The sequence below is a fragment of the Nocardia sp. CA-290969 genome (assembly GCF_050936135.1).
Lineage (GTDB): Bacteria > Actinomycetota > Actinomycetes > Mycobacteriales > Mycobacteriaceae > Nocardia.
Genome location: NZ_JBNJNJ010000001.1, coordinates 5,681,050 through 5,705,163, shown reverse-complemented (window position 1 = coordinate 5,705,163; position 24,114 = coordinate 5,681,050). Strand labels below are relative to the sequence as shown.

General features: G+C 65.9%; 27 protein-coding genes and 1 tRNA gene. 23 read left to right on the top strand and 5 right to left on the bottom strand.

All coding sequences use genetic code 11. From position 1 onward, the window contains the following. Positions 1-4: 4 nt before the first annotated feature. From ACQEVO_RS26140 to ACQEVO_RS26060, 17 genes are all read left to right on the top strand, one after another. Positions 5-739 (top strand): lytic transglycosylase domain-containing protein, encoded by a 735-nt coding sequence (locus tag ACQEVO_RS26140; protein WP_432918304.1) that lies wholly within the window; start codon positions 5-7, stop codon positions 737-739. 133 nt (positions 740-872) lie between these two features. Then, a complete protein-coding gene (gene eno / locus ACQEVO_RS26135) occupies positions 873-2,156 on the top strand; it encodes a phosphopyruvate hydratase (protein ID WP_280423029.1) in 1,284 nt (427 codons plus the stop codon). An 8-nt stretch (positions 2,157-2,164) separates the two neighbouring features. Beyond that, complete coding sequence (locus ACQEVO_RS26130; protein ID WP_432918300.1) at positions 2,165-2,749, top strand: FtsB family cell division protein; 585 nt, start codon at positions 2,165-2,167, stop codon at positions 2,747-2,749. Continuing rightward, entirely contained in the window at positions 2,746-3,270 is a 525-nt protein-coding gene (locus ACQEVO_RS26125; RefSeq protein ID WP_432918297.1) for a DUF501 domain-containing protein, read from the top strand. Before ACQEVO_RS26130 ends, ACQEVO_RS26125 begins: the two co-directional genes overlap by 4 nt. Then, on the top strand, positions 3,267-4,214 hold the full coding sequence (locus tag ACQEVO_RS26120) for an exopolyphosphatase (protein WP_432918294.1): 948 nt from the start codon (positions 3,267-3,269) through the stop codon (positions 4,212-4,214). The genes ACQEVO_RS26125 and ACQEVO_RS26120 overlap by 4 nt, the downstream gene beginning before the upstream one ends. 79 nt (positions 4,215-4,293) lie before the next feature. Further along, complete coding sequence (locus ACQEVO_RS26115; RefSeq protein WP_432918291.1) at positions 4,294-5,754, top strand: peptide MFS transporter; 1,461 nt, start codon at positions 4,294-4,296, stop codon at positions 5,752-5,754. 39 nt (positions 5,755-5,793) lie between these two features. Further along, the gene (locus tag ACQEVO_RS26110) at positions 5,794-7,272 is read left to right on the top strand and encodes an amino acid permease (RefSeq protein ID WP_432918288.1); all 1,479 of its coding nucleotides are present in this window, start codon (positions 5,794-5,796) and stop codon (positions 7,270-7,272) included. 5 nt (positions 7,273-7,277) lie between these two features. Further along, entirely contained in the window at positions 7,278-7,832 is a 555-nt protein-coding gene (locus tag ACQEVO_RS26105) for a hypothetical protein (RefSeq protein WP_432918285.1), read from the top strand. Between the two features lie 57 nt (positions 7,833-7,889). Continuing rightward, positions 7,890-7,963: transfer RNA gene (locus ACQEVO_RS26100), tRNA-Leu, on the top strand. 1,011 nt (positions 7,964-8,974) lie between these two features. After that, positions 8,975-9,109 (top strand): hypothetical protein, encoded by a 135-nt coding sequence (locus ACQEVO_RS26095; RefSeq protein ID WP_432918283.1) that lies wholly within the window; start codon positions 8,975-8,977, stop codon positions 9,107-9,109. Positions 9,110-9,213: 104 nt separating this feature from the next. Then, the gene (locus ACQEVO_RS26090; RefSeq protein ID WP_432918280.1) at positions 9,214-10,248 is read left to right on the top strand and encodes a hypothetical protein; all 1,035 of its coding nucleotides are present in this window, start codon (positions 9,214-9,216) and stop codon (positions 10,246-10,248) included. Positions 10,249-10,251: 3 nt separating this feature from the next. Then, positions 10,252-10,986, top strand: a complete 735-nt coding sequence (locus tag ACQEVO_RS26085) for a hypothetical protein (protein WP_432918277.1) — start codon at positions 10,252-10,254, stop codon at positions 10,984-10,986. Positions 10,987-11,003: 17 nt separating this feature from the next. Next, entirely contained in the window at positions 11,004-12,245 is a 1,242-nt protein-coding gene (locus ACQEVO_RS26080; RefSeq protein ID WP_432918274.1) for an MFS transporter, read from the top strand. Then, the gene (locus tag ACQEVO_RS26075) at positions 12,242-13,258 is read left to right on the top strand and encodes a phytanoyl-CoA dioxygenase family protein (RefSeq protein ID WP_432918272.1); all 1,017 of its coding nucleotides are present in this window, start codon (positions 12,242-12,244) and stop codon (positions 13,256-13,258) included. Before ACQEVO_RS26080 ends, ACQEVO_RS26075 begins: the two co-directional genes overlap by 4 nt. Beyond that, complete coding sequence (locus tag ACQEVO_RS26070) at positions 13,255-14,484, top strand: JmjC domain-containing protein (RefSeq protein ID WP_432918269.1); 1,230 nt, start codon at positions 13,255-13,257, stop codon at positions 14,482-14,484. The genes ACQEVO_RS26075 and ACQEVO_RS26070 overlap by 4 nt, the downstream gene beginning before the upstream one ends. 76 nt (positions 14,485-14,560) lie before the next feature. Further along, complete coding sequence (locus ACQEVO_RS26065; RefSeq protein ID WP_432918266.1) at positions 14,561-15,082, top strand: gluconokinase; 522 nt, start codon at positions 14,561-14,563, stop codon at positions 15,080-15,082. A 135-nt stretch (positions 15,083-15,217) separates the two neighbouring features. Continuing rightward, a complete protein-coding gene (locus ACQEVO_RS26060; protein ID WP_432923003.1) occupies positions 15,218-16,144 on the top strand; it encodes a D-isomer specific 2-hydroxyacid dehydrogenase family protein in 927 nt (308 codons plus the stop codon). A gap of 56 nt (positions 16,145-16,200) precedes the next feature. Here ACQEVO_RS26060 and ACQEVO_RS26055 read toward each other — a convergent pair whose 3' ends face one another. Continuing rightward, positions 16,201-16,368 carry a hypothetical protein gene (locus ACQEVO_RS26055; protein ID WP_432918263.1) on the bottom strand — a complete coding sequence of 56 codons (168 nt, stop codon included), beginning with the start codon at positions 16,366-16,368 and terminating at the stop codon, positions 16,201-16,203. A gap of 31 nt (positions 16,369-16,399) precedes the next feature. On the opposite strand from ACQEVO_RS26055, the gene ACQEVO_RS26050 reads away from it, so the two are divergent. Further along, positions 16,400-16,813 carry a MarR family transcriptional regulator gene (locus ACQEVO_RS26050; protein ID WP_432918260.1) on the top strand — a complete coding sequence of 138 codons (414 nt, stop codon included), beginning with the start codon at positions 16,400-16,402 and terminating at the stop codon, positions 16,811-16,813. Positions 16,814-16,956: 143 nt separating this feature from the next. Here ACQEVO_RS26050 and ACQEVO_RS26045 read toward each other — a convergent pair whose 3' ends face one another. Beyond that, positions 16,957-17,268 carry a hypothetical protein gene (locus tag ACQEVO_RS26045; RefSeq protein ID WP_432918257.1) on the bottom strand — a complete coding sequence of 104 codons (312 nt, stop codon included), beginning with the start codon at positions 17,266-17,268 and terminating at the stop codon, positions 16,957-16,959. Positions 17,269-17,458: 190 nt separating this feature from the next. Between ACQEVO_RS26045 and ACQEVO_RS26040 the strand changes: the two genes are divergently transcribed. Then, complete coding sequence (locus ACQEVO_RS26040; protein ID WP_432918255.1) at positions 17,459-18,673, top strand: helix-turn-helix domain-containing protein; 1,215 nt, start codon at positions 17,459-17,461, stop codon at positions 18,671-18,673. Positions 18,674-18,681: 8 nt separating this feature from the next. On the opposite strand, the gene ACQEVO_RS26035 is transcribed toward ACQEVO_RS26040, so the two are convergent. Both ACQEVO_RS26035 and ACQEVO_RS26030 read right to left on the bottom strand, forming a co-directional pair. Then, the gene (locus ACQEVO_RS26035; protein ID WP_432918252.1) at positions 18,682-19,119 is read right to left on the bottom strand and encodes a hypothetical protein; all 438 of its coding nucleotides are present in this window, start codon (positions 19,117-19,119) and stop codon (positions 18,682-18,684) included. After that, a complete protein-coding gene (locus ACQEVO_RS26030; protein ID WP_397111287.1) occupies positions 19,116-19,862 on the bottom strand; it encodes a TetR/AcrR family transcriptional regulator C-terminal domain-containing protein in 747 nt (248 codons plus the stop codon). Before ACQEVO_RS26030 ends, ACQEVO_RS26035 begins: the two co-directional genes overlap by 4 nt. Before the next feature lie 97 nt (positions 19,863-19,959). On the opposite strand from ACQEVO_RS26030, the gene ACQEVO_RS26025 reads away from it, so the two are divergent. Genes ACQEVO_RS26025 through ACQEVO_RS26015 form a run of 3 tightly spaced genes read left to right on the top strand, consistent with a single transcriptional unit; the run spans position 19,960 to position 22,289 of the window. After that, positions 19,960-21,483: an MDR family MFS transporter gene (locus ACQEVO_RS26025; protein WP_432918247.1), complete on the top strand. Its 1,524-nt coding sequence runs from the start codon at positions 19,960-19,962 to the stop codon at positions 21,481-21,483. Further along, positions 21,480-22,088 carry a hypothetical protein gene (locus ACQEVO_RS26020; protein ID WP_432918244.1) on the top strand — a complete coding sequence of 203 codons (609 nt, stop codon included), beginning with the start codon at positions 21,480-21,482 and terminating at the stop codon, positions 22,086-22,088. Before ACQEVO_RS26025 ends, ACQEVO_RS26020 begins: the two co-directional genes overlap by 4 nt. 39 nt (positions 22,089-22,127) lie before the next feature. After that, positions 22,128-22,289: a hypothetical protein gene (locus tag ACQEVO_RS26015; protein WP_432918241.1), complete on the top strand. Its 162-nt coding sequence runs from the start codon at positions 22,128-22,130 to the stop codon at positions 22,287-22,289. Between the two features lie 141 nt (positions 22,290-22,430). Here ACQEVO_RS26015 and ACQEVO_RS26010 read toward each other — a convergent pair whose 3' ends face one another. Beyond that, a complete protein-coding gene (locus ACQEVO_RS26010) occupies positions 22,431-22,766 on the bottom strand; it encodes a hypothetical protein (protein WP_432918238.1) in 336 nt (111 codons plus the stop codon). 155 nt (positions 22,767-22,921) lie between these two features. Between ACQEVO_RS26010 and ACQEVO_RS26005 the strand changes: the two genes are divergently transcribed. Then, positions 22,922-24,103 (top strand): helix-turn-helix domain-containing protein, encoded by a 1,182-nt coding sequence (locus ACQEVO_RS26005; protein WP_432918235.1) that lies wholly within the window; start codon positions 22,922-22,924, stop codon positions 24,101-24,103. The last annotated feature ends 11 nt before the right edge of the window (positions 24,104-24,114 follow it).

Sequence of the window (24,114 nt, the reverse complement as noted above, 5' to 3'; positions counted from 1 at the left end):
GATTATGGATGGTGTGCGTCTCCGCAGGTACGGCGTTATCGCCGCTTCGATTGTCGTGTTGGTCCTCTCCGGATGCGGGGTGGGCGAGGAGCTCGTGCCCATTCCCGAGGGGACTCCGCCCGGGCCGGGGATACCTGTTCCCGTGATCGATCTCGATGCGCCGGGGCGCACCGCGGCGTTGTTGAACGGGTGGGCGGCGGATCAGGCGGGGGTGTTGGAGATGCCGGTGGCGGCGTTGGAGGCGTACGGGTATGCGGCGGCGGTGATGGGGAGCTCGCGGCCCGAATGCGGGATCGCGTGGACGACGCTGGCGGGGATCGGGAGTGTGGAGAGTGATCACGGGCGGCATCGGGGATCGGAGGTGCGGGCGGACGGGGTGGTGGAGCCGGGGATCATCGGGATCGCGCTCGACGGGTCGCCGGGGGTGGCCGAGATCCGGGATACCGATGGCGGGCGGCTCGACGGGGATGCCGTGTTCGATCGGGCGGTCGGGCCGATGCAGTTCATTCCGGAGACCTGGCGGAAGTGGGGGGTCGACGCGAACGGGGACGGGGTCGCGGATCCGCACAGTATCGATGACGCGGCGCTGACCGCTGCCCGGTATCTGTGCGTGAGCGGTGGGAACCTGCTCAGTGCGGAGGGCTGGAGCCGGGCGCTGTTCACCTACAACCGGTCGGCCAGTTATATGGAGGAAGTGCGCGATCGGGCGGCTGCCTACAGCGTCGGCCGCCGGGCGTGAGTGTCCGGGCCGCGTGTTCGTGGAGCTGGGCAGGTGCGGCGGATGGACTGTGTACAAGTGGGCCTACTAGGCTCGCAACCGCACGGCTCTTCCCTGATCACACCGTGCCGACAGCCGAAGGAGTGTTGTTTTCGTGGCAATCATCGAACAGGTCGGAGCTCGCGAGATCCTGGATTCGCGCGGTAACCCCACCGTCGAAGTCGAGATCGCCCTCGACGACGGCACGCTGACCCGGGCCGCGGTGCCGTCGGGTGCCTCCACCGGTGAGCACGAGGCCGTGGAACTCCGCGACGGCGGGGAGCGCTACCTCGGTAAGGGGGTGCAGAAGGCCGTCGAGGGCGTGCTCGACGAGATCGCGCCCGCGGTGATCGGGCTGGACGCTGTCGAGCAGCGCACCGTCGACCAGGCGCTGCTGGATCTGGACGGCACCCCGGACAAGTCCCGGCTGGGCGCGAACGCGCTGCTGGGTGTGTCGCTGGCGGTGGCGCGGGCGGCGGCGGAGTCGTCGGGGCTGGAGCTCTTCCGGTACCTCGGCGGGCCGAACGCGCATGTGCTGCCGGTGCCGATGATGAACATCCTCAACGGTGGCGCGCACGCCGATACCGGGGTGGATGTGCAGGAGTTCATGGTGGCGCCGATCGGGGCGCCGACGTTCAAGGAATCGCTGCGCTGGGGCGCGGAGGTCTACCACGCGCTCAAGGCGGTGCTGAAGGAGAAGGGGCTGGCCACCGGCCTGGGCGACGAGGGCGGGTTCGCCCCGGACGTCGCCGGTACCCGGGAGGCGCTGGACCTGATCAGCGTGGCGATCGGTAAGACCGGGCTGAAGCTGGGCCGCGATGTCGCGTTGGCGCTGGATGTCGCCGCGACCGAGTTCTACAAAAATGGCGCCTACCAGTTCGAGGGCTCCGCGCGGACCGCTGCCGAGATGGCGAAGTTCTACACCGAGCTGCGGGCCGCGTATCCGCTGGTGTCGATCGAGGACCCGCTGTCGGAGGACGACTGGGACGGCTGGGTGGCGCTCACCGACGAGATCGGTGACAAGGTGCAGCTCGTCGGCGACGACCTGTTCGTCACCAACCCGGAACGCCTCGAGGACGGTATCGCCAAGGGCGCCGCGAACGCGTTGCTGGTGAAGGTGAACCAGATCGGCACGCTCACCGAGACCCTGGACGCCGTCGAACTGGCGCATCGCAACGGGTACAAGACGATGATGTCGCACCGGTCGGGGGAAACCGAGGACACCACCATCGCCGATCTCGCGGTGGCCGTCGGCAGCGGGCAGATCAAGACCGGTGCGCCGGCGCGCAGCGAGCGGGTGGCGAAGTACAACCAGCTGCTGCGGATCGAGGACGCGCTCGGTGATTCGGCCCGCTACGCCGGTGATGTGGCGTTCCCGCGGTTCACGTTCGAGGACTGAGCAAGGCGATGGCGGAGCGGCGTGCGCGCGGAACCAGCCCGGCCGGCCGGGGCCGGACCTCGCGCGCGTCGTTGCGCCGCCCCGCCGCCGAAGTACACGGCGGTGCGGAACGGGTGCGGCGCAGTACGCGCCGCACCCGTAAGCGCGAATCCGGCGGCCGGGACTGGTCGGAACGGACGTTTCTCGGACTGTCCGCCGGTAAGGCGATCATCTTGGCGATGGTGGTGTGTGCGCTGGCGATGACCCTGGCGGTGCCGATGCGCACCTTCTTCACCCAGCGCGCCGAAGCCGCTCAACTGGCGGCGGAACGCAAAACGCTCGAGGCGGATATCGCCCTGCTGAAGGACCGCCGTGCGCAGCAGGAGGATCCGGCCTATATCCGGTCCGAGGCGCGGGACCGGTTGCGGCTGGTGATGCCGGGGGAGACGCCCTATATCGTGCAGGTCCCGGGCATCGAGGTGCCCGCCATACCCGACCCGCAGGCGCCGCAGGCCGAACCCGACCCGTGGTACACCGACCTGTGGCGCAGTATTTCCGAACCCCCACCCGCCGAACCCGAAGTACCCGCGCCGCAGCCGGAAGGACCCAGGTGAGCACACCCGACGACCGAGATCTGCAGATCGTCGCCGAACAATTGGGCCGCGCCCCGCGCGGGGTGCTCGCCATCGCCTACCGCACACCGGACGGGGTGCCGGCGGTGGTGAAAACCGCGCCGAAACTCCCCGACGGCACTCCCTTCCCGACGCTGTACTACCTGACCGATCCGCGGCTCACCGCCGAGGCCAGCCGGTTGGAGTCGGCGGGGGTGATGAAGGAGATGACCGAACGCCTGCACCGCGACCCCGAGCTGGCCGCCGCCTACCGGGCCGCGCACGACAGCTATCTGGCCGAGCGGGACGAGATCGAATCCCTGGGTACCGATTTCACCGGCGGTGGTATGCCGGACCGGGTGAAATGCCTGCATGTGCTGATCGCGCACGCCCTGGCCAAGGGTCCCGGGGTGAATCCGCTGGGCGACGAAGCGGTCGCGCTCGCCGCCGACAACGGGTTGCGCGGGAGCGCGATTCCGCAGGATTGGCCGCGCTACGCGCCGGCGGAGGAGGAGGCACGATGAACGACCGAGTTGCCGCTGTCGATTGCGGCACCAATTCGATCCGTCTGCTGATCGCCGATATCGGCGCCGACGGCACGCTCACCGATGTGCATCGGGAGATGCGGATCGTGCGCCTCGGTAAGGGGGTGGACGCGACCGGGCGGCTCGATCCGGACGCGATCGAACGCACCCGCGTCGCGCTGGCCGACTATGTATCGCTGATGGTGGAGCACGAGGTCCGGCGGGTGCGGATGGTCGCGACCTCGGCGACCCGCGACGCGTCGAACCGGGAAGACTTCTTCGCGATGACCCGCGCCGAACTGGGCCTGGCGGTGCCGGGCGCCGAAGCCGAAGTGATCACCGGTGACGAAGAGGCCCGGCTGTCGTTCGCCGGCGCGGTGGGGGAACTGCGCCCCGAGGACGGGCCGTTCGTGGTGGTCGATCTGGGCGGCGGTTCCACCGAACTCGTGGTCGGCGACGCCGACGGGGTGCGGGCGGCGTTCTCGGCCGATATCGGGTGCGTCCGGGTCACCGAACGGTGCCTGCACGGGAATCCGCCCGAACCGGCGCAGGTGGCGGCGGCGCGGGAATTCGCGACCGAACGGCTCACCGAGGCGTTCACCCAGGTGCCGGTGGACGGCGCGCACACCTGGGTCGGGGTGGCGGGGACCATGACCACGCTCGCCGCGGTCGCGCTGGACCTCCCCGAATACGATTCGGCGAAAACCCATCTGGCTCGGATCACCTTCCCGGAGCTGAACGCGGTGTGCGATCGGCTGATCGCGATGAACCACGACGAGCGCGCCGCGCTGGGACCCATGCATCCCGGGCGGGTCGATGTGATCGGCGGCGGTGCGGTGATCACCGAGGTGCTGGCCGCCGAACTGGCCGAACGGGCCGGTATCGACGCGCTGGTCGTCAGCGAACACGACATCCTGGACGGGATCGCCCAGTCCATCGCCTGACCCCGGCGCGCGTCGCCGGGCGGTATCGATTCGGTGCGGGTTGCCACGCGCGCGGTGGGGTTCGTGGCACAGTCGGAGAATGTCGGAAGCACCCTCGGCGGCGGTCACCGGCCGGACGTTCTTCGGTCACCCGATCGGGCTGGTCAACCTGTTCGGCGTCGAACTGTGGGAGCGGTTCTCGTTCTACGGGATGCTCACGATCCTCGGGTACTACCTGTACTACGAGACCACCGAGGGCGGGCTCGGGCTCGATCAGGACGCCGCGGTCGGGCTGGTGGGCGCCTACGGCGGGCTCGTCTATCTGTGCACGGTGCTCGGCGGATGGGTGTCGGACCGGCTGATCGGGATGGAGCGGACCGTCTTCTACGGCGGGGTCGTGGTGATGGCCGGACATATCGCGCTGGCGCTGCTCCCCGGCCTGGCCGGGGTGGGGGTCGGGCTGGTACTGGTCGCGCTGGGTAGCGGTGCCCTGAAATCGAACGCGTCCGCGCTGCTGGGCACCCTCTACCCCAAGGGCGACGCCCGGGTGGACGGCGGTTTCACGCTGTTCTATCTGGGGATCAACCTGGGTGCGTTCACCGGGCCGCTGCTCACCGGGCTGCTGCAGCGCGAGTGGGGTTTCCACGCGGGCTTCGGGGCCGCCGCGGTCGGGATGGCGCTCGGACTGATCCAGTACGTGGTGTTCCGGCGCAACCTCGGCACGGCCGGCCGCGAGGTGCCCGATCCGCTACCGCGTAAGGCGCTGGGCCCGCTGGCGGGGGTGCTCCTCGCCGCGATCCTGGTGATAGTGGGTGTGCTGGTGACCGGGTTGGTCACCATCGACAATCTGCCCGATGTCACCACCGCGCTGATCGTCGTCGCGGCGCTGGTGTATTTCGCGGTACTGCTCACCAGCCGCCGGGTCACCCGTGTCGAACGGAGCCGGGTGTGGGCGTTCCTTCCGCTGTTCGTCGCGAATGTGGTGTTCTGGGCGCTGTTCCAGCAGATCTTCACGGTGCTCGCCGTGTACTCCGACGAGCGGATGGATTGGAATATCTTCGGCTGGACGGCTCCCTCGAACTGGATCGGGTCGGTGGAACCGGTCTGGATCATCGCGCTGTCGCCGCTGTTCGCGCTGCTGTGGACGCGCCTGGGCGACCGGGCGCCGAGCACGCCCCGCAAATTCGCGCTCGGCGTGATGGGGATGGGGGCGGCGTTCCTGCTGTTCGTACCGATGGCGGGCAGCACCGGCAAGGCGGTGCCGGCGCTGGCGGTGCTGTTCATCATGGCGGTGTTCGCGGTGTCGGAACTGCTGATCTCGCCGATCGGGCTGGCCGTCACCACTCAGCTGGCGCCCGAACATTTCCGCGCGCAGATGATGGCGCTGTACTTCCTGTCGGTCGCCCTGGGCACCACGCTGTCCGGGGTGCTGGCGCGCTTCTACTCGGAAGACGCCGAATTCGCTTATTTCGGGATCACCGGGCTCGTGGCGATCGCGGCCGGCGCGGTGATTGCGGCGCTGTCGTCGTGGATAACCAGATATATGTCGGGAGTGCACTAGCGTTCCCGGTACTCGCGCCAGAAAGACGAGGAGGCCGCTGTGACGACCCCGACCAGCCGCAGTTCGCTGTTCCGCACCAAATCGGTGGAGCAGTCGATCCGCGACACCGACGAACCCGGCGCGCGTCTCCGCAAGGACCTCACCGCGTGGGACCTGGCGATCTTCGGCGTCGCCGTCGTCATCGGCGCCGGTATCTTCACCCTCACCGCTCGCACGGCGGGTAATGTCGCCGGGCCCTCGGTATCGCTGGCCTTCGTCTTCGCCGCGATCGCCTGCGGGCTCACCGCACTGTGTTACGCGGAATTCGCCTCCACCGTGCCGGTGGCCGGCAGCGCGTACACCTTCTCCTACGCGACCTTCGGCGAGCTCGCGGCCTGGATCATCGGCTGGGACCTGCTGCTGGAGTTCGCGCTCGCGGCCGCGGTGGTTTCCAAGGGGTGGTCGCAGTACCTCGGGCAGGTGTTCGACCGGGGCGCCGCGGTGATCGAGATCGGCGGTGTCACCTTCGACTGGGGCGCGGTGCTGCTGATCGCGGTGCTCACCACACTGCTGGCGCTCGGGACGAAACTGTCCTCGCGGGTGTCGGCGGTGGCGGTCGCGATCAAGGTCGGCGTGATCCTGCTGGTGATCATCGTCGGGCTCACCTTCTTCGACTCCGACAACCTCACTCCCTTCATCCCGGAATCCGTGCCCCACGAGCAAGGGCAGGGGCTGACACAGTCGCTGTTCTCCTGGGTGACCGGCGGCGGGAACACCAGCTTCGGCTTGTACGGCCTGCTCGCCGCGGCCAGCCTGGTCTTCTTCGCGTTCATCGGGTTCGACGTGGTGGCGACCGCGGCCGAGGAAACCAAGAACCCGCAGCGCAATCTGCCGCGCGGTATCCTCGGCTCGCTGATCGTGGTGACCATCCTGTACGTGGCGGTCTCCATCGTGCTCACCGGCATGGTGCCCTACACCGAGCTCGCCGGCGACGACGCCACCCTCGCCACCGCGTTCGCCCTCAACGGCGCCGACTGGGCGAAGAACATCATCTCCATCGGCGCGCTGGCCGGCCTGACCACCGTCGTCATGGTGATGCTGCTCGGCCAGACCCGCGTGCTGTTCGCCATGTCCCGCGACGGCCTGACCCCGCGCTGGCTCGCCAAAACCGGCGAGCGCGGCACTCCGGTGCGGATCACCGTGATCGTCGGCGTGGTGTGCGCGCTGCTGGCCGGGTTCGTGGAATTCGGGACGCTCGAGGAAATGGTGAACATCGGCACCCTGTTCGCGTTCCTGCTGGTCTCCATCGGCGTGGTCGTCCTGCGCCGCACCCGCCCCGACCTGCCGCGCGGATTCCGCGTCCCGCTGGTGCCGTGGGTGCCGATGCTGGCGGTGCTGGCCTGCCTGTGGCTGATGGTGAATCTTTCCGTCGAAACCTGGCTGCGTTTCGTAGTCTGGATGGCGCTCGGTTTGGTGATGTACTTCGCATACGGCCGGCGGCATTCGCTGCTCGGCAGGTCCGCTTCCGAACAGGGGTGATGGCGATGCGTCTACCGTGGCGGTGGTTCCGGCGCCGGGAAGAACCGTTGGCCCGTGCGCCACAACGACCCGATGCCTCGGGTACCGACCAGGTGGTGGAGTGGATCGACGCCGTCACCACCGGGCTGGCCACGGCCCCGCCCGGCCCGCCCGAAGCCGCCCCGGCCCGGGTGTGCGACGGCATGTTCACGGCGGCGACGATCGTCGCGGTGCTCATCGACAAGATCGCCGATCGCACCGAGTACCGGGTCGCGAACAACCGCTGCATGGCCTCGGCGGTGGACTTCATGAAGGTCCTCGGCGAGGACACGCTGCGCCGCTACCGTATCGACGGCGTGCAGCCCGTCGGCTGGGAGAACCTGGGCCCGGAAATGGACGAAGCCCTGATCGCCCGCCGCCTCGGCCAGCTGGGCGAGGCATTGCAACTGGCGTTGCTGGCGGTGACCACGGACTACGACCTGCCCGACGAGGTCCGCGAGGCGGCGGAAGAATCGGGCCTGCTGGCCGCGGACGTTCTGGTGGAGGCCTGCCAAGCGATTCAGACAGACACCACGATGTGACTCCCAATTGCTGGGTATTCCGGTACGGGTGTACGAGTCGGTAGGGTAGGTCCGCACGCCCCCATAGCCCAATTGGCAGAGGCAGCGGACTTAAAATCCGCCAAGTGTCGGTTCGAGTCCGACTGGGGGCACTGCTACGCCGCAGGTGAGACGCTATGTCCGACATCGATGGGCTCCCGGCCGGATGCCCGATCCAACGAGTTCGCGGTGGTTGGCGCAGGACGATTCGTCCAGCAGGGCTCGTCGACGCGAAGACGCCAGTACTGATCGACTGGCGGCGGTGCTGCGGGCCCGCTTTCTACCCACCGTGCTTCCGCCGGGCGCGGCAGGGGGCCACGCGGCGCCCGATGGCCTTCCCGCGATGGCGGGGTGGCCGGCGGCGGTTGCCTCCTTGTTGCGGCTCCGGTGGTGGGCCCATCGCAACACGCTGCCCTGTCGGCATCGCGTCGGGGCATGCCTGCTGTGTCGCGGCATGTGGCTGACAAATGTAGTCGGGCAGGCTGATGCGGCCCGCACGGCTCGTGTCCGGACCGGACACCGAATTTGCCCCACTGAGCTGCCCTTAGTAGGGGCGGGCGAGTTATCGACGTTGACCGTCGATGAATTCGTGTTAGCTTGAATTATCTGAATGGCACGGTGGATGTTGGGGGGATCGGGGTTTTCGCTGAATGTGAGTTGTGCCGTATCCGATGGCCGAGCGGTGGAGGGTGGCGCGCCGGGAACAGGCCGGTGATAATAAATCTCCACCGTCCCGGTGCCGGGGATCGAATCGGAAACGCAAGACGCTGGTAATCGGACCGTCAATTTAATTGCTGTGCATGGTTTTGCATGCCACATTGTCATTCCGGCACATTTCTGTGCAGAAGAATGCGTCAACTCTGGGAGGCCGATCCGATGCAACCCGAGCCGGGAGAGACCGGGCAGATAGACGGTCGAACCGACGTCGGCACGGAAAACGATTCCGACACCAGAACGGATTGCCCGCAGCCGCCGGTTCCCGCTCCTTAGAACCGTCGTCCGACGGGTGTGAAACAACCTCGCCGAAATTTGTGCGTCAGGATCTGCATCCGTCGATGAATAAGCTCCATCCATTGGGGGCCCCGGATGTCCGGGGTAGCAAGAAATCGAAGAGAGGAAGAATCATGTTCGGAACACCGGTTCAGTCCACTGTCAAGGTCGCGCTGCTGCAGGAGAAGACCTGCAACCTCACCTCGCCCCTTCCGGGCGCCGCGAAGGCGCCGGCCTCGAAGCGGCCGATGCTGAAGTCGGGCAAGTAGCCTGATCTCGCTGGGCAGGGAAGTATTCCCTGCCCAGCGATCGGGCGCCGAAGAATTGAAGTGTTTGCGGAGAATTGCGGACGAACTATTACGGTGGGGGCAGAGTGGCTGAAAGTTATATTCTCGAGCCGAGTGTTCATCTGATTGTGGACGAGGCCGAAAATTCCGACCAACCGGGAACCATCTTGTATGTTACGAGTGGTAGCCCCGGGATCGAGCTGCGCGACGGTCGGCTGATTGCCGCCCTTGCGGCGCTACCGGCGGGTGTTCTGACGGAGGCCGGCGCGCGAGACGCATGGCGAAGTGCGGGGTTCGACGACATCATCGATGAACTCTGGGGCTACCTCCGTGAGAACTCGATCATAATCGAGCGTCCAGAGATTTGGCACGAGAAATCGCCCTATCACCGTTTCAGTGCGGACCATCCGTTCTTGGACATGGCACAATCGGATGCTCGGTCGGTCGATACCAGGATCATGGACAGATATCTGGCGGACGGTGACTATCCTGCTGTCTTCCTGGACATGGAATCCGAGGTTTCGTTCCCACTCGAAAGGGTGGAGGATCTCGAATATCCGCAGATACGGTCGGACCCGAATCAGCAGATTTCGCTGATATACGGCGGTACGTTCGGGCTGCGCCGGCACTTGGCGGCGTATCACGACCCGGAGTACGACTACACGCAGATGGAACTGATCTTCAAACACGTTCCGTCCGGCGGTAGCCGCCATCCAACCGAGGCATTCGTCGTCGTTCGCCGTTCGGCGATGATCGGCACCGGGGTGTACCACTTCTCGGTACGCACCAACGGGCTACGCCTCCTGAACGGCCTCGACGAAAGCATCCTCACGAAAATCGGGCTCGAGCTTCCGGAAGCCGATCCCGCGCACTCCGAGGACCATGTCGTCATCTTCGTTTCAGCGGTGCACCGGGCCATGTGGCGCTATCGCGACCCACGGAGCTTCCGGGCGCTCCTGGTCGATATCGGCCACCTCGAGGGCCAGCTCGCAGCCTTGGCTACCTATTGTGGCTGGGCCTACGGCGCCCATACCTATTACGACACCGGGGAATTCGCCGAGCTCATCGGCCTGCCTCGGGACCGATACCCGGCACTTGCGGTCGGTACTCTCAGGAGATGAGTTGTGCGTAAAGTAGCTCAGATCAACGAATTCGATGCCGACCGGCTGCCGGTTCCGGACATCTGGTCCGCGCACGGATGGGCGCAGCCGTACCACTTCGTCGACACCCTTCGTCGTCGTGCCGCCGGCCTGGACCCCGCGACGATCCAGCAGCAGTTGACGCGGCAGGTGAATTCGGCGGCAGATCAGATCCTTACGTGGAAGAACGTGAAATCCGCGATGGAGCGCCGAAGCGGCTACGCATGGGCGACCGGAACGACGCCCGCCCCTGTACTCGATGCGTTGAACAGGATCGTCTGGGCTGCCATGGGGCAGGAACGATGGCTCGCTGCGGGAGTTCATCTGCAATCCGTCGACGGGTACGACGACGGCCCGTACGCGTTTGCCGACCATCCCCGACGACTGGACCCGCGTACCAACGGTGCCGATCCCGCGACCATGCTGTTCCGTACGTCGCAGGGACAGAGCTGGATTCCTGGCGACGGCTTGACCTTTCTACTGGGAATCGACTGGGAATTCGCCGCGGAGTCCGGCGTGGACCCCGATCTCGCATATGCGCATGCGTTGCGGGCGGTCGGGCGGCTGGGGCACATGCTGTTGCTGGAAGGTCATCGGCACGGACTGTCGGCAAGGATGACACCTGCGGTCCTCGAATCCGAGGCGAACGGGATGCTCGAGTTCGGGCCCGACCGCGACATCCTCTATATGATCCGCATGGGCGTCGTCGCGGGCGCATAATTCGGAGGGGTGATCGGATGGCCGGCCTGCTGGCGGAGAACAATAACTTTCGGCTCTTTTATCTCGCAAGGCTTTCGTCGATAGCGGGGTCCCAGATCACCTACGTCGCTGTGCCGGTGTTGGCGCTGCGTATGTACGAAAGTGCGGTTACCGCGGCGTTCGTCACGTCCAGCCAATACGTTGCGACATTGCTGCTCGGTCCGCTGGCGGGAGCCTTGTCGGACCGGCACGATCAGCGCCGGAATCTGATCGTAGCGGATGCCGTCCGTTTGGTGCTGTTCGCGGTACTTGCCGCGCTCATCGGCCTGACGAATCATGTTCCGGTTGTCGTCTTCTGTCTCATTATTATGGCCAACTCGGCATTCGCTTCGCTGTTCAGCAGCTCCTCCATGCCGTTCTTCGCGGCAATCGTGAGAAAAGAAGATTATTCTAGGGCGGTTTCGCAGTCGGACGTTCGCGATTACTCGATAGCGATGATCGGCCCGGTGGTGGGTGCGGCCCTGTTCGCGGTGAATAATTGGCTACCGTTCGTGCTCGATGCAGCGAGCTATCTTATTTCGATGGTATTGATCCTGCGCATCGACACCGCCAAGACTCGGGCTGTGGAAAGGGCGCCGTCGGAAGGTTCGATCCTCGCCTTGGCCAAAGATGGGGCGCGATTCGTTGTGACGCACAGGGTACTTTCTCCGGCCGTCGCTCTGAACGCGCTTCAGAGCCTGGTGTTGTCCGCAGTCGTCTTCTTGCTGCTGGCGAAGGCGGCCGGCGGCGATCCTGTGCTGCCGGGCTTGTTGCTGAGTATGCAGGCGCTGGGCGGATTGATCGGTTCGTTGCTGATTATGCGGCTGTTCGGAATTCTCGGCGGATTCAAGTTGCTGATTCTCCAGAACTTCGTATGGGCATCGACCCTGCTGCTCGGGGCCGTCCTCATGCACTACTTCGGTGTAATCGCGGGTCTCTTCGTTCTCCTGTTCGTGTGGATACCGGTGCCCAGCGCACAGTTCGCCTTCGGAAACTACGTAAACTTTTCGGTGAAAGGCAGTATGCGCGGGCGAACGACGGCTGTTTCGCAGGTGGTGGCGTCGATATTCGCCCTTGCCGGACCGGTTATCGGCGGACTCGTCGCCGATGGTCAACATTATGTGGCCGGCTTGCTCGGTCTGGGTGCCGTCACGTTGCTCGGTGGAATTGTGAACTGGAAGCGGCTGTGGCGGATCGATTCATCGGATACCGAGATACCTGATGAGAGTGTAGCGAAATGAACGGAATCGACTACAGCATTGCCGCCGGAGACTTCGTGGAAGCGGCACGAATATACCGGGAGATGGGCTGTGTCATCGTAAAGGATCTGGTTTCGCCGGCGCTGGTGCAGCGAGTGCAGAGCAGAATGATCGATGCACTTCGCGCGTACGCGGGATGGGATGGCGATATCCTTCCCGGCGGGCTCGTCTCGGTTGGTCCGGATAACTATTTCGACTTGGCTCGCAGTATCGAGCGCATCGTGTCGGCCGGAATGGCCGATGAAGAATTCGAGCGCGTTCTTCACGGTCCGGTCGTCAACCGGCTGATCCGGAACCTCATCGGTGACGAAGTTTTCGTCCATCCGCAGAAAGTTCCCCGTATCCTGCCACCCGGCGATTGTCCTTGGCTGCGTCCCGCGGGGATCCACCAGGACTTTCCGGAGTTGCAAGGGAGCGAGCGGCAGATAACCGTGTGGTTTCCATTGCACGACGTAGACGGGACGACTGGAGTGCTGCCGGTTTACCCGGGTATGCATCGACAGGGTGTGTTGCCGTTGACATTGGCCGAAAATCCGTCGGGTTGGGCAATCTCGGAGGAGTTGCTGCCGCGGGCGTACCTGGCCTCGATGAGGGCGGGGGATGCCATCGTGTTCAATACCTTTACACCACATGGCGGTAGCGTCAACACATCCGGAAACCTGCGTATGAGCATTGAATGTCGTTTCCAGCCCCTGGGTGATCAGATATCTGAATCTGCGTTCGAATTGCCTGGTTACAGTTTCGGATGGGATGAGATATACAGAGACTGGTCGACTCTCGGCTACTACTGGGAGGGGCGCAGGCCGGAGGTTGTGCCATACGATCGTCGCTGGGAAGAGTGGCGCGAAAGAGAATCAATCCGCATGGGGCGGCTGGCGCTGCCCGAAGCTCACCAAGCTCTGCGGTTGACGATGCAGTGGTCCCGCGACGCCGGTACACGTGCCGAGGCGCGTGAAATCCTGGCCAGTGGGTATGGCGAAGGCCAACCCGGATGAGCATCGAATCGCGGTATCGCACTGTCCTGCTCGATGCCGAGTTCCCGGCGGGCGGATTGATTCGCTGGGATACGGCCGACGGTCCGCTGCGGGGAGAGCCGGCTCAACGGTGCTCGGGAAATTGGATGCTCGATCAGCGAGCGGCGCAGCAAACCTTGCACAGTCTCGGTGCTCCCGACGTGCGTTCGGAGTGGCCCATCGAACCGGTACCCGGTGTGTTCTCGAACCTGAAGGAGCTCGGCCGGGTGGCCGGCAGCGCGTACGCCGCTGCTGTCGGCGGTGCCCTCGAAGTCGGCAGAGTGCGGGTCATGCGTGACGGCGAACCGCTCGACAGATCCGAGTTCGACCGGTCCGAGCGTGTAGCTTCGTTCGGCGCGGCCCGCATCGACCCCCTTCGGCTGCGAAGCCTATTGGCAGCCGGTGCGTGCATGTCGATCTTCGGTGTTCAGGAGATGGATCCGAGTGTCGCGGCGATATGTGCCAGAGCGGCCGCCGCCTCCGGTGCCCGGGTCGGTGCAAGCCTGTTCTACTCGTCACCGGACTCGCATGGCTATCCACCGCATTACGATGAGTTCCACTCGTTGCTCCTGCAGATCGACGGGAGCAAGCTGTGGTCGGTGAAGCCGGGCCCGGTGGCCGAACCCGGCGTGGGCCATTCATGGCCGAAGGTGCGTTCGTTCTATCCCCGCGTCCCGGACGACGTGGGACAGTACGATTCCGAGGCTGTCGAATTCACGCTGGAACCCGGTGCTGCGCTGTGGATCCCGGCCGGCTGGATCCACTCGGGGATCGCCGGACCGCTGGGGAGCACACATTTGACCCTCTCTTTCAACGCCTGGCACGTCTTCGAGCTGCTGCGGATCCTGGTGGGTGACAGCGGCTCGGTCGCGGGTACGCGGCGCGAGGTGGTCGCCGGCGAGATGGCCGCGAAGGCGGTGCTCGAAACCGCGTGCACCGGACTGGAATCTTTCGCGGCGCACATCAGATCGGATATCGGCATCGGCAACCGGCTCCTGGAACGGATGCTCTTTGCCGGCCCGGCGGTGCCCTACGCGTCGGACGAGGAAAAAGGTGGGTCGCCCGGCACCTCCGATCTCGAGACACCTGTCGCCATCAGGCACTGTGCGTCCTGCGTGGAACTCCACCTGGGTGATCGCATCGTTCAGGTGCCCGCAGGTGATCCGCTCTTCGAGCGGATCGAGCAACAGTTCGACGAGAATCCGTAGTCACCCGGTCGTTGCCCCGGCGCGGTGGTTCGGGCAGGCTCGATGCGAGATTCTCGACATCGGCGGGTAGGAGAGCATGGACGGCGAGCGGCGACCCCACATCGTGGTGATGGGTGTGGCGGGCTGTGGGAAGACCACCATCGGCCGCCGGGTGGCCGAGTTGCTCGGGGCGGAGTTCCTGGACGCCGACGATCTGCATTCCCGGGCGAATATCGAGAAAATGGCCGCCGGTACTCCGCTGACCGAGGCGGATCGGGAACCGTGGCTGGCCGCTGTCGCGGAGCGGCTGGCCGCGCGGGACACTCGCTACGTGGTGGCCTGTTCCGCGTTGCGGCGACGGCATCGCGAGTTGCTGCGAGCCGGGGGTGAGCCGGTGGTGTTCGCGCATCTGCACGGATCGCCGGAGGTGATCCGGGCCCGGATGGCGCAGCGTAGCGGGCATTTCATGCTGCCCGGGATGCTCGATTCGCAACTGGCCCTGCTGGAACCGCTCGAACCCGATGAACCGGGCATCGTGCTGGATATCGGCTCACCGCCCGAACAGCTCGCGCGGGCCGCGGCCGAGTCCTCCGACGCATACCGGAAGCCGTCCCCATGAGTGCACGCGCCGGTTCGATATCGTCGGCATGATGGCCCACCCGTTCGCCGAGGCGGGGGCGACGGTCGGTTCGACGGCTGCGCCTGCGTCGGTGTGACAGCCGGTTTGCCGTACTCGTTCCGACCCAGAAAGCGTATTGTGCCGCACAGAGCTCCCCGAATCCATCTCGGCCCCGACCATGAGGTCGCCCTCGCGGCCGGTATCGAACGCGCCGGTGGCGTCCTCGTTCCGCTCGCCGACGCCGAAGCGGTGGTGTGGGCGCAGGGTCCGGGCACCTTCCCCGGACGGCTGCCGGATTCCGTGCGCTGGGTGCAGCTGCCGTCCGCCGGTGTGGAACCGTGGCTGGCGGCCGGGCTGGTCGACGATCGGCGCACCTGGACCTCGGCCGCCGGCGCGTATGCCGGGAATGTCGCCGAGCACGCAATGATGTTGCTGCTGGCCGGGGTGCGCGGGCTCGCCGAGCAGTCGCGGGCGGTGTCGTGGCGTAAGACCGAATTCGATCCCCGGGTCGGGACACTGCGCGGCGCGACGGTGGCGATCGTCGGGTGTGGCGGTATCGGCCGCGCGATGATTCCGCTGCTCACCGCCTTCGGTGCCGATGTGCTCGCGGTGACCCGGTCGGGCACCCCGGTGCCCGGTGCGATCGAAACCGTACCGGCGAGCAGGACGCCGGAAATATGGTCGCGAGCTGACCATTTCGTCATCGCGGCGCCCGCTACCGCGGAGACCGCGCACCTCGTGAACGCGGACACCCTGGCCCTGATGAAGCCGACCACCTGGATCGTGAACGTGGCGCGGGGCGCACTGATCGATACCGAGGCGTTGGTGAATGCGCTGCGCGTGAATACGGTCGGCGGCGCCGCACTCGATGTGACGGATCCGGAACCCCTTCCGGACGGCCATCCGCTGTGGACGTTGCCCAACGCGATCGTCACCCCGCATCTAGCCAACCCGGCAACGGGTCTCACCCGGGCGTTGGCGGATCATGTCGGGGCCAATATCGAACGATTCGCTGCCGGACAGCCATTGCTCGCGGTGATCGATACCACGCGGGGTTACTGAACCCGCCGGAACGGTCAGCGGCCGGTTCACGGAAATGCCACGGCTCGTGTTCGGTGTTATTGCGCAGGCGGGTCGCCGGCCATCACGCCGCCGATACCGGAGCGCTCGGCCGGCACGGCGACGAGTTCGACCGTGACCCCGGGCCGGATCTGTTCACCGAAGACCGACGCGATCGCGTCGGTGACGAGCCGGGCCGCGATATCCGTGTCAACATCCGAGTCCACCGATGACGCGGTCCGGGAGCTGCTGCTCCTGATGCCACGACTGGTGGGCCGGGCCAAACGGATGCGCCCACCCGAGCAACTCCGCTCGCTGGACCTGGCCCCGCGGCATCTGTCCTTGCTCTCGTTGCTGCTGTTGGACGGGCCGCAAACCGTTTCGCAGCTGGCGGACCGGCTGAGCGTCGCGCCCACCACCGCCAGCCTGATCGTGAGCGAGTTGAGCCGCAAAGGTGTCCTCGAGCGGCGGGAAGACGAAGCCGACCGCCGGCGCCGGATCATCGATATCAGCGAGAAGAGCAGAACCGCTGTTTCGCAGTGGCTCTCACCGGGTGCCCACGCTTGGCGGCAGGCGCTGCAACCGCTGACCCCGGCCCAGCGGCGACTGGTCATCGATACGTTGCGCGGCTACGAGGCCGCGGTTGCCGAACTCTCCGGTGCCGTGGACTGACCGCTCCGGTGCAGGCGGTATGGCAGTCCACTGCGGGCGCACAGTCGGTGCCGGCGGTCAGTCTCGCCGATCCGGCAGCACAAGAGCCAGCAGGAACACGGTGACCCCGAGAACCGCGAGAACAACCAGCGCCGGACTCCAGATCACCGGGCCGCCCGGTCGGGGGTCGTTCCGAAGGGATAGCGGTGCGTACTCGTGATGAGGTCGGCGGCCTGGGTGACGACCCACCAGGGCGTGCCCGGCTCGAGCATGCGGAGATGAGGTATCACCACGGCATCGGCGAGGTGTTCGAGCGCATGCTGGACGGCGATCATCGCCGAAAGTACGGCGGGTGCGTCCGTGTGGACCGTATAGACGGTGGTTGCGTGGTGTTCGTCCAGCAGCGCGTCGAGCACCGCTGGATCGTGGTCGGTGTGCAGTAGAACAACAGCTCGTGCCGGTCGCTTCCGGTTCATCCTGGGAGCCCCTCCTGACTGGATGTGGATACACCCGGTATCGAGGGGCAATGCCCTCACCCCGATACCGGGTGCTGTCGAGAAGGCTGCTCTGACCAGGCAACTCGCGGTAGTGTTGCGGTGTGGCCACGGTGTTGCCGGGATGCCCGGCGGCGCTGCAACGCAGGTTGGGTAGTGGTTCGGAGGGGCTATGGACGGGTGGCGGGAGTTCGGCGCCGAGTTGCGGCGGATGCGGTTGCGGGCGGGGCTCTCGGTGCGGGGCCTCGCACGAGAACTGCACTACGACCCGGGTGCGCTGTCGCGGTTCGAGAACGGCCGCCGCAAACCGCCGTTCGAGATCGTCGGTGCACTCGACCGGATACTTTGCTCCGGCGGATCTCTTACAGCGCTGTACGAGAACCTCGCCGCTACTGAACCGGAGTCGAACCGGGGAACGCGGTTGCAGCTGCGGGAGTCGGTCGCCCTGAACGAACGTCGCTATATCGACAGTGCCCTGGCGGGCGAAACGGCGGAATTGCTGGCCGAGACCCGTCGGCTCGAAGACCGGATCGGGTCGGAACTCGTTCTGCCGCTGACGGTCCGGCAAGCACGCATCGCCTCCGCGCTGGCACTCGAGGCCAGGTCGGTTTCGCGGGCACCGATCGTCGATGTCGCGGCCGGCTGGCAGCAATTCGCCGGGTGGCTGCATGCGAGTCTCGGCCTGCACGCGGCTGCTGTCCGGCATTACCGGGCGGCGCTCGAGCTGGCGACCGAAAGCGGTGACGTGAACATGATCGCGACCGCGTTGTCCATGCGGGGCCATGTCGCCTGGATGGCGGGCGAGGTCGGCCCGATGATCGGTTTATCGCGTGCGGCGCAACGTAACAGCGCCGCGCTGAGCCCGACGGTGCTCGCGATGGCCGTCCAGCAAGAGGGCCGAGGGCTGGCCCTCGAGGGCGATCTGGACGCGATGGAGGAAAGGCTCGACACTGCTGCCGAACTCCTGGCGGGAGCCGGTGCCGATCGTCCCGATGCGCAGTACTTCTATTCCGACGCGCTGATCGACATACAGCGAGGGATGGCTTACCGCTTGGCCCGCCGATGGGACAAGGCGGTCGTGTGGCTGGACCGGGGTTTGACCGGCTTCGACTCCGAACTGCTCACCTCCGAGTGGGCTACCTGGTATGTCGCGGAGTTCGCGTGCGCACTGGCCGGCGCGGGGGAACCGGAGGCGGCATGTCGCCAGGCGTCGCAAGCTCTTCGAGTCGCGGTCGACACCCCGGGCTCCCGGCTGCCGCGTTTCCTCGGCGACCTACATCGGCAGATGTCCGTCAGGTGGGGTGGCAATCCCGCAGTGGCAGAACTCGGTGAAGAGCTGATCCGGGCCGGTTCGCCCGCGGGCGAAGGGGGAATCCGGCGGCCGTGACGGGCGGCCTATGGGTCGTCCTCGGACCCCGTGTTATCGCGCCGAGTGTCGGCGGGAGTACCCGAACCGGTCATCGGAGGGGCCGCGACCACCAGCAGTGTGGCGAGCGCAAGGGAGCCTGCCGCCTGGTATCCGATCCAGATCTCACCGGCTGCGCTGCTGCCTTGCCACGCAAGAAGCAGGCCGGCGATTGTCGCCAGCACCCAGCCGGTGTCGTAGGCAATCATGCAGCGTAGATAGGTCCGCAGCGGACGGCTGCGCACGAACCCGATCTCGATCCCGCCGCCGATCAGCAGGGCGGCGGCGCAGGCAACCAGCAGCCAGGGGGCGACGCCGAGCCGATGGCCGAGTGGTGCGGAGCCGGCGGTGTAGACGACGGCGAGGAGCACTTTGACGCAGCCGTCGGCGATGATTCCCGCCGTTTGGCGAGTTGATGTCGTTGTCATGACAGGCTGGACACGATCCCTTCGAGTACGCAGGTGAGACCGAACTCGAACTGCCACGAGGCGCTGTCGTCGTTGGACCCGTTGACCAGATAGTCCGACAGTGCGGGATAGCGGCCGGAGCTGGTGAGCTCGGCCATATACGGGTGGTATGCGCTGCGGACATCGTCGTCGGAGTCCCAGCCGCGCCGTTCCATCAGCTGCCGCTGCGCCACCTCGGCCGCGGCCGCGCCATGAGTGAAGGCCCTGACCGTCGCCAGGATTGCCATTTTCGTATCGACGTCGACGTTCAGGGTTTTCATCGCCGCGAGCGCCTGCTCGGCGATATCGGCCATTCGCGGAGTCAGGACTCCTGGTAGCCGGGCGTAGATCTGAACCAGCCACGGATGGCGCAGGGTGATGTCGCGGACCTGCTCGGCGTAAGCGCGCAGCACCTGGTCCCATGCGCTCGGTGGTGGCGGCAGAGCGAAATCGGCGTGCGCCATATCGATCATCAGCTCGAACAGGTCGTCTTTGCCCGAGATATAGCGGTATGGGGCCATTGTCGGGACTCCGAGCTGTTCTGCCAGCCGCCGCATCGACAGTGCTGCCAAGCCTTCGCTGTCCGCGAGTTCGATGGCTGTGAGCGCGATCCGATCGTGACTCAATGGCACACGCGGCGAGGCCGGCGGCTGCTCATCCAGTCGTTCCCAGATGGTGCCGCCGTTGACGTGCTTGCTCGCGGATTTGCCATTCGTATCTGCCACGGCTGCCCTCTCGGTCGGCGTTGCGATCCTGGTTGTGTACAGCGTATCGCTCAAGATACGTTGTATCAAATCGATACAACGTACACAGGAGTTGATCGTGTCTGTCGAACCACGGGCAGAGGCCTATAGCTCGCAGGAACTACCGTCACGGCGCGAGATCTATTCGGCGATGAGCGGCCTCGTCATCGCGTTCCTGGTGGCGAACCTCGACTTCACCATCGTCGCCACCACGCTGCCGGCCATAGCGCAGGAGCTGGGTGGATTCGCCGACTTGTCGCTGGTGGTGACGGCGTTCGCGGTGGCCACCGCGATAACGACGCCGATCTGGGGAAAGCTGGGTGATCTGTTCGACCGCAAAAGGGTCTTTCTGGCGTCGTTTTCGCTGTTCCTCGCCGGATCGGCGTTGTGTGGCGCCGCGCAAACGCTGACCCAGTTGAGCGCGTTCCGCGCAGTGCAAGGGCTCGGAGCGGGTGGAATCCTGGTCGGCGGAATTGCGATCGTCGGTGAGTTGGCGGCGCCGCGGGAACGGGCCAGATATCAGGGCCTGATGGCGATCATCATGCCGTTGGCCATCCTCGCCGGGCCGGTGATCGGTGGCCTGTGCGCCGACGGAATCGGATGGCGATGGGTCTTCTACCTGAATCTGCCCCTGGGCGCGATAGCGCTGGCGCTACTGGTGACTCGACTGAAGCTGCCACCTCGGACACCGCGGCGCCGCCAGGTAGACGTGGTCGGCATGCTGGTGCTGGCGGCGGGGATCATCGCACTCACAGTGCTGACGACAGCTGCCGGCGAGGGGATCTCCCCGGTGGTGGCCGTTTCCGGGGCCGCAGTATGTCTCGCCGGCGCGGTCTTCATCGGCTGGGAGCGAAGAGCAATCGAACCGGTGGTGCCGCTCGGCTTGTTCGCGAGGCGAAATTACAGTCTCGCCGCCCTGCTCGGCTTCCTCAGTGGCGTGGTGATGTTCGGTGCGGTCACGTTTCTGCCGTTGTATCAGCAGGTTGTCCAGGGAGTATCGGCTACCGGCAGCGGGCTGCTGCTCCTGCCGTTACTGGGCGGGATGCTGGTCACTGCACCGCTGGTCGGCATCCTGGTGTCGCGAACCGGGAGATTCCGGGTCTATCCGATCGGTGGGGGCGCGGTGATGACGGCGGGCTCGATACTGCTGGCCGGGGTAGGCGTGGATACCTCCCAACTCGTCATTGTCCTGGGGATGGTCGCGGTCGGTATCGGCATGGGGTGTTTCATGCAGCTGACCGTGGTGATCGCCCAGAACAGTGTGGCGGGCGGAGATATCGGTGCAGCGAGCGCTACGGCAATGCTCGCCAGGAACCTGGGCAATTCACTGGGGGTTTCTCTTCTCGGTGCGGTGTTCGCCTGGCAGCTGACCAGGTCGCCCGGTGCGGCGCTGCCGACCGGACTCTTGTTCGGCGAAGGGGCCGTGCACAACGATCTCACCATCCTGCCCGAGCAGACACGCGAAGCCGTCGCCGAAGGAGTCGCCGATGTCTTTCTTGTCGCGGGCATATGCTCGGCCGTCATCGTCTGCCTCGCCCTGTTCCTCCGTGAAACGCCGCTCACTTCCGGCAGCACCGATACAGAACCGAAGGGGCAGTCGTGAATCGAACGAAATACTTGCTGCAGGATCTGGCGCGCTCCGAGGTGATGGTGACCATAGATCGCCATCACCTCGACAGCTCGTCCCGGATCCCCGCGACCACGGAGGAGGTGCTGGCATCCTGGCGTAACCGACCGGCCGAGCTCAGGTCGCTGATGTGCCTGGTCAGCATGCGCGGTGATGCAGTGATCGCCTACCGGCAGTGGAGTGCAGCCGAGGCCGAGGAGTCACAGGGCTGTTCATGGTCACCGGGATCCGATTTCTATCGTCTGCGCCGCGGCCTGATATTCGACGACGACCGGCCGATCGGCTGCGTTGTGGTGAGCACCTTCGAGTTCCGGTCTTCCGAAGATGCCCGTCGGTGGACCGACTTGATGGGGGAGGCGCTGGCCTCGTACCGGCCACCTGTTCCCGGGTTACTCGGGCAGTTCCTGCACGTCGGCGATACGAGCGTCCTGAACTGTTCCGCGTGGGCCGAGGTCGCAGACCACGTCGCCTTCGTGGACACGCCATTCGCCGGAGACCGGTGGCAGCGGATTCAGGATTTTCCCGGGCTCGTCCACGGCCCAGGCGCCCGGTGCCGAATCGAGGCAGTTCGACGGAAGTAAGGATGGTCGTCACACGCGGGCCAGTGATTCGGTGTAGTGGTGGTGGGACGCGAGGAGGTCGCCTACGCGATCGACGCCTGCCGGGAGCGCGATGCCGCGGAGGCCGGCTATATCGAGCGTTATAAGAGCGGTGAGGCGCCGATCCAGGTGTCGAATCTGGCGCTGATCCTGGAAGCCAAGGGCTTGACGGTCGATCAGTAGCCGGCTTCGACGCAATTGTGCGGCCCGGTCGCCGGCATCACGCCGCCGACACCGTTCAATCCCGCCGGTCCGGCAGCGTGAGCGCCAGAACGAACACGGCGACCCCGAGCACCGCGAGAACAACCAGCGCCGGACTCCAGATCACCGGGCCGCCCGGTCGGGGGTCGTTCCGAAGGGATAGCGGTGCGTACTCGTGATGAGGTCGGCGGCATGGGTGACGACCCACCAGGGCGTGCCCGGCTCGAGCATGCGGAGATGAGGTATCACCACCGCATCGGCGAGGTGCTCGAGCGCATGCTGGACGGCGATCAGCGCCGAAAGTACGGCGGGTGCGTCCGTGTGGACCGTATAGACGGTGATCGCGTCGTGCGTGTCCAGCAATGCGTCGAGAACCGCAGGATCGTCATCGGTACGCAGTAGCACCACCGCCCGGATATCCGTTGCCCCGAAACCGGCGTCGGCAATGTCGGCCTTCATGTTTCCCCTCTGTGGTCGGATTTCACCCGCGCCGGTGGATGAACAGCACAGATCGGCGGCGGTGCGGGGCAAGCATCCGTGGAAAGCGCATCGAGGGTTTGCCACCCAGTCAAAACAGCTCTCTGGGCGGTCCGGCGCTGGGTTACGCTGGCTGTATGGCCTCGGACGACGGTATGGGGCAGTCGCTGCGCCGGATACGCCACGTGCGTGGGAAGTCCCTCGCGGTTGTGGCGGGTTTGGCCGGAATCTCCACGTCGTATCTTTCGCGGTTGGAGTCCGGCGAGCGAGCACTCGATCGACGATCGTTGATCATTGCGCTGGCGCATGCGCTGGAGGTGGCACCCAGTGAGATCACCCGCAGCGGTATCGGCTTGGGCGGCGAGCTGGACGAGGATCGATCCCTCGGCGATGTCCGGCTGTCGTTACTGCAGGCGAGTATCGGGGCTCCCGGCGGGGAAATTGTCCCGGCACCGGTCTTGGAAGCCCGAGCGAACGCGGTGCTGGAGGCGCAACGCCGATGTGACTATTCGCTGGTCGGTTCGGAACTGCCGAGTTTGGTTCGCGATCTGCATGCTTCGATCGCCGCCGGCCGGGATGACGAAGACCTCCTGAAACTCGCGGTACTCACGCATGTGCAGGGCACACAGGCATGGTTGTCCGATATCGGCGCGGGGCCCGATCTCGCATGGCAGGCGACAGTGCTGGCCAGGCAGGCCGCCGAGCGACTGGAGGACCCTCTGTTCGGCGCCGTGAGTGCCTTCGGTACCAGCTTCGGCCTGCTCTCCGCCGGAGGTTTCGATCAGGTTCGGCGGCTGCTGGCAGCCGCCGAACCCGGAACCGCGACACCCGAAGCCATGCAGGTCTCCGGAATGCTCACTCTGGCCAATGCTCTGGTCGCCGCTGCCCAGGGCGACACCGGTGAGCGCCGTGCGGCCCTCGATCACGCCGCCGATCTGGCCGTGCACACCGGCGATGCCAACGCGATGTGGTTCGGCTTCGGCCCTTCGAATGTCGGCATCTGGCGGATGTCGGTGGCGCTCGAGGCCGGGGAACATCAGGAAGCCGCCGCGATAGCCGAAACCGTCGACCCACGAGCGCTTTCCGCGACCAGGCAAGCGGCGTACTACCGCGAGTACGGACGCGCGCTCGCCCGGCTGCCGAAGCGGCAGACCGAAGCAGTACTGATGCTTCGCCGCGCCGAGAAGATTTCGCCTGCCCGGATCCACCGGCATCCGTTCATGCGCGCTGTCCTCACCGAACTTCTGGCGCGAGCGAAGAAGGATGCAGTGGGGCGTGAGTTACGGGGTATGGCATATCGGTCGGGGTTGCCGCTGTAGCCCGGCGGGCC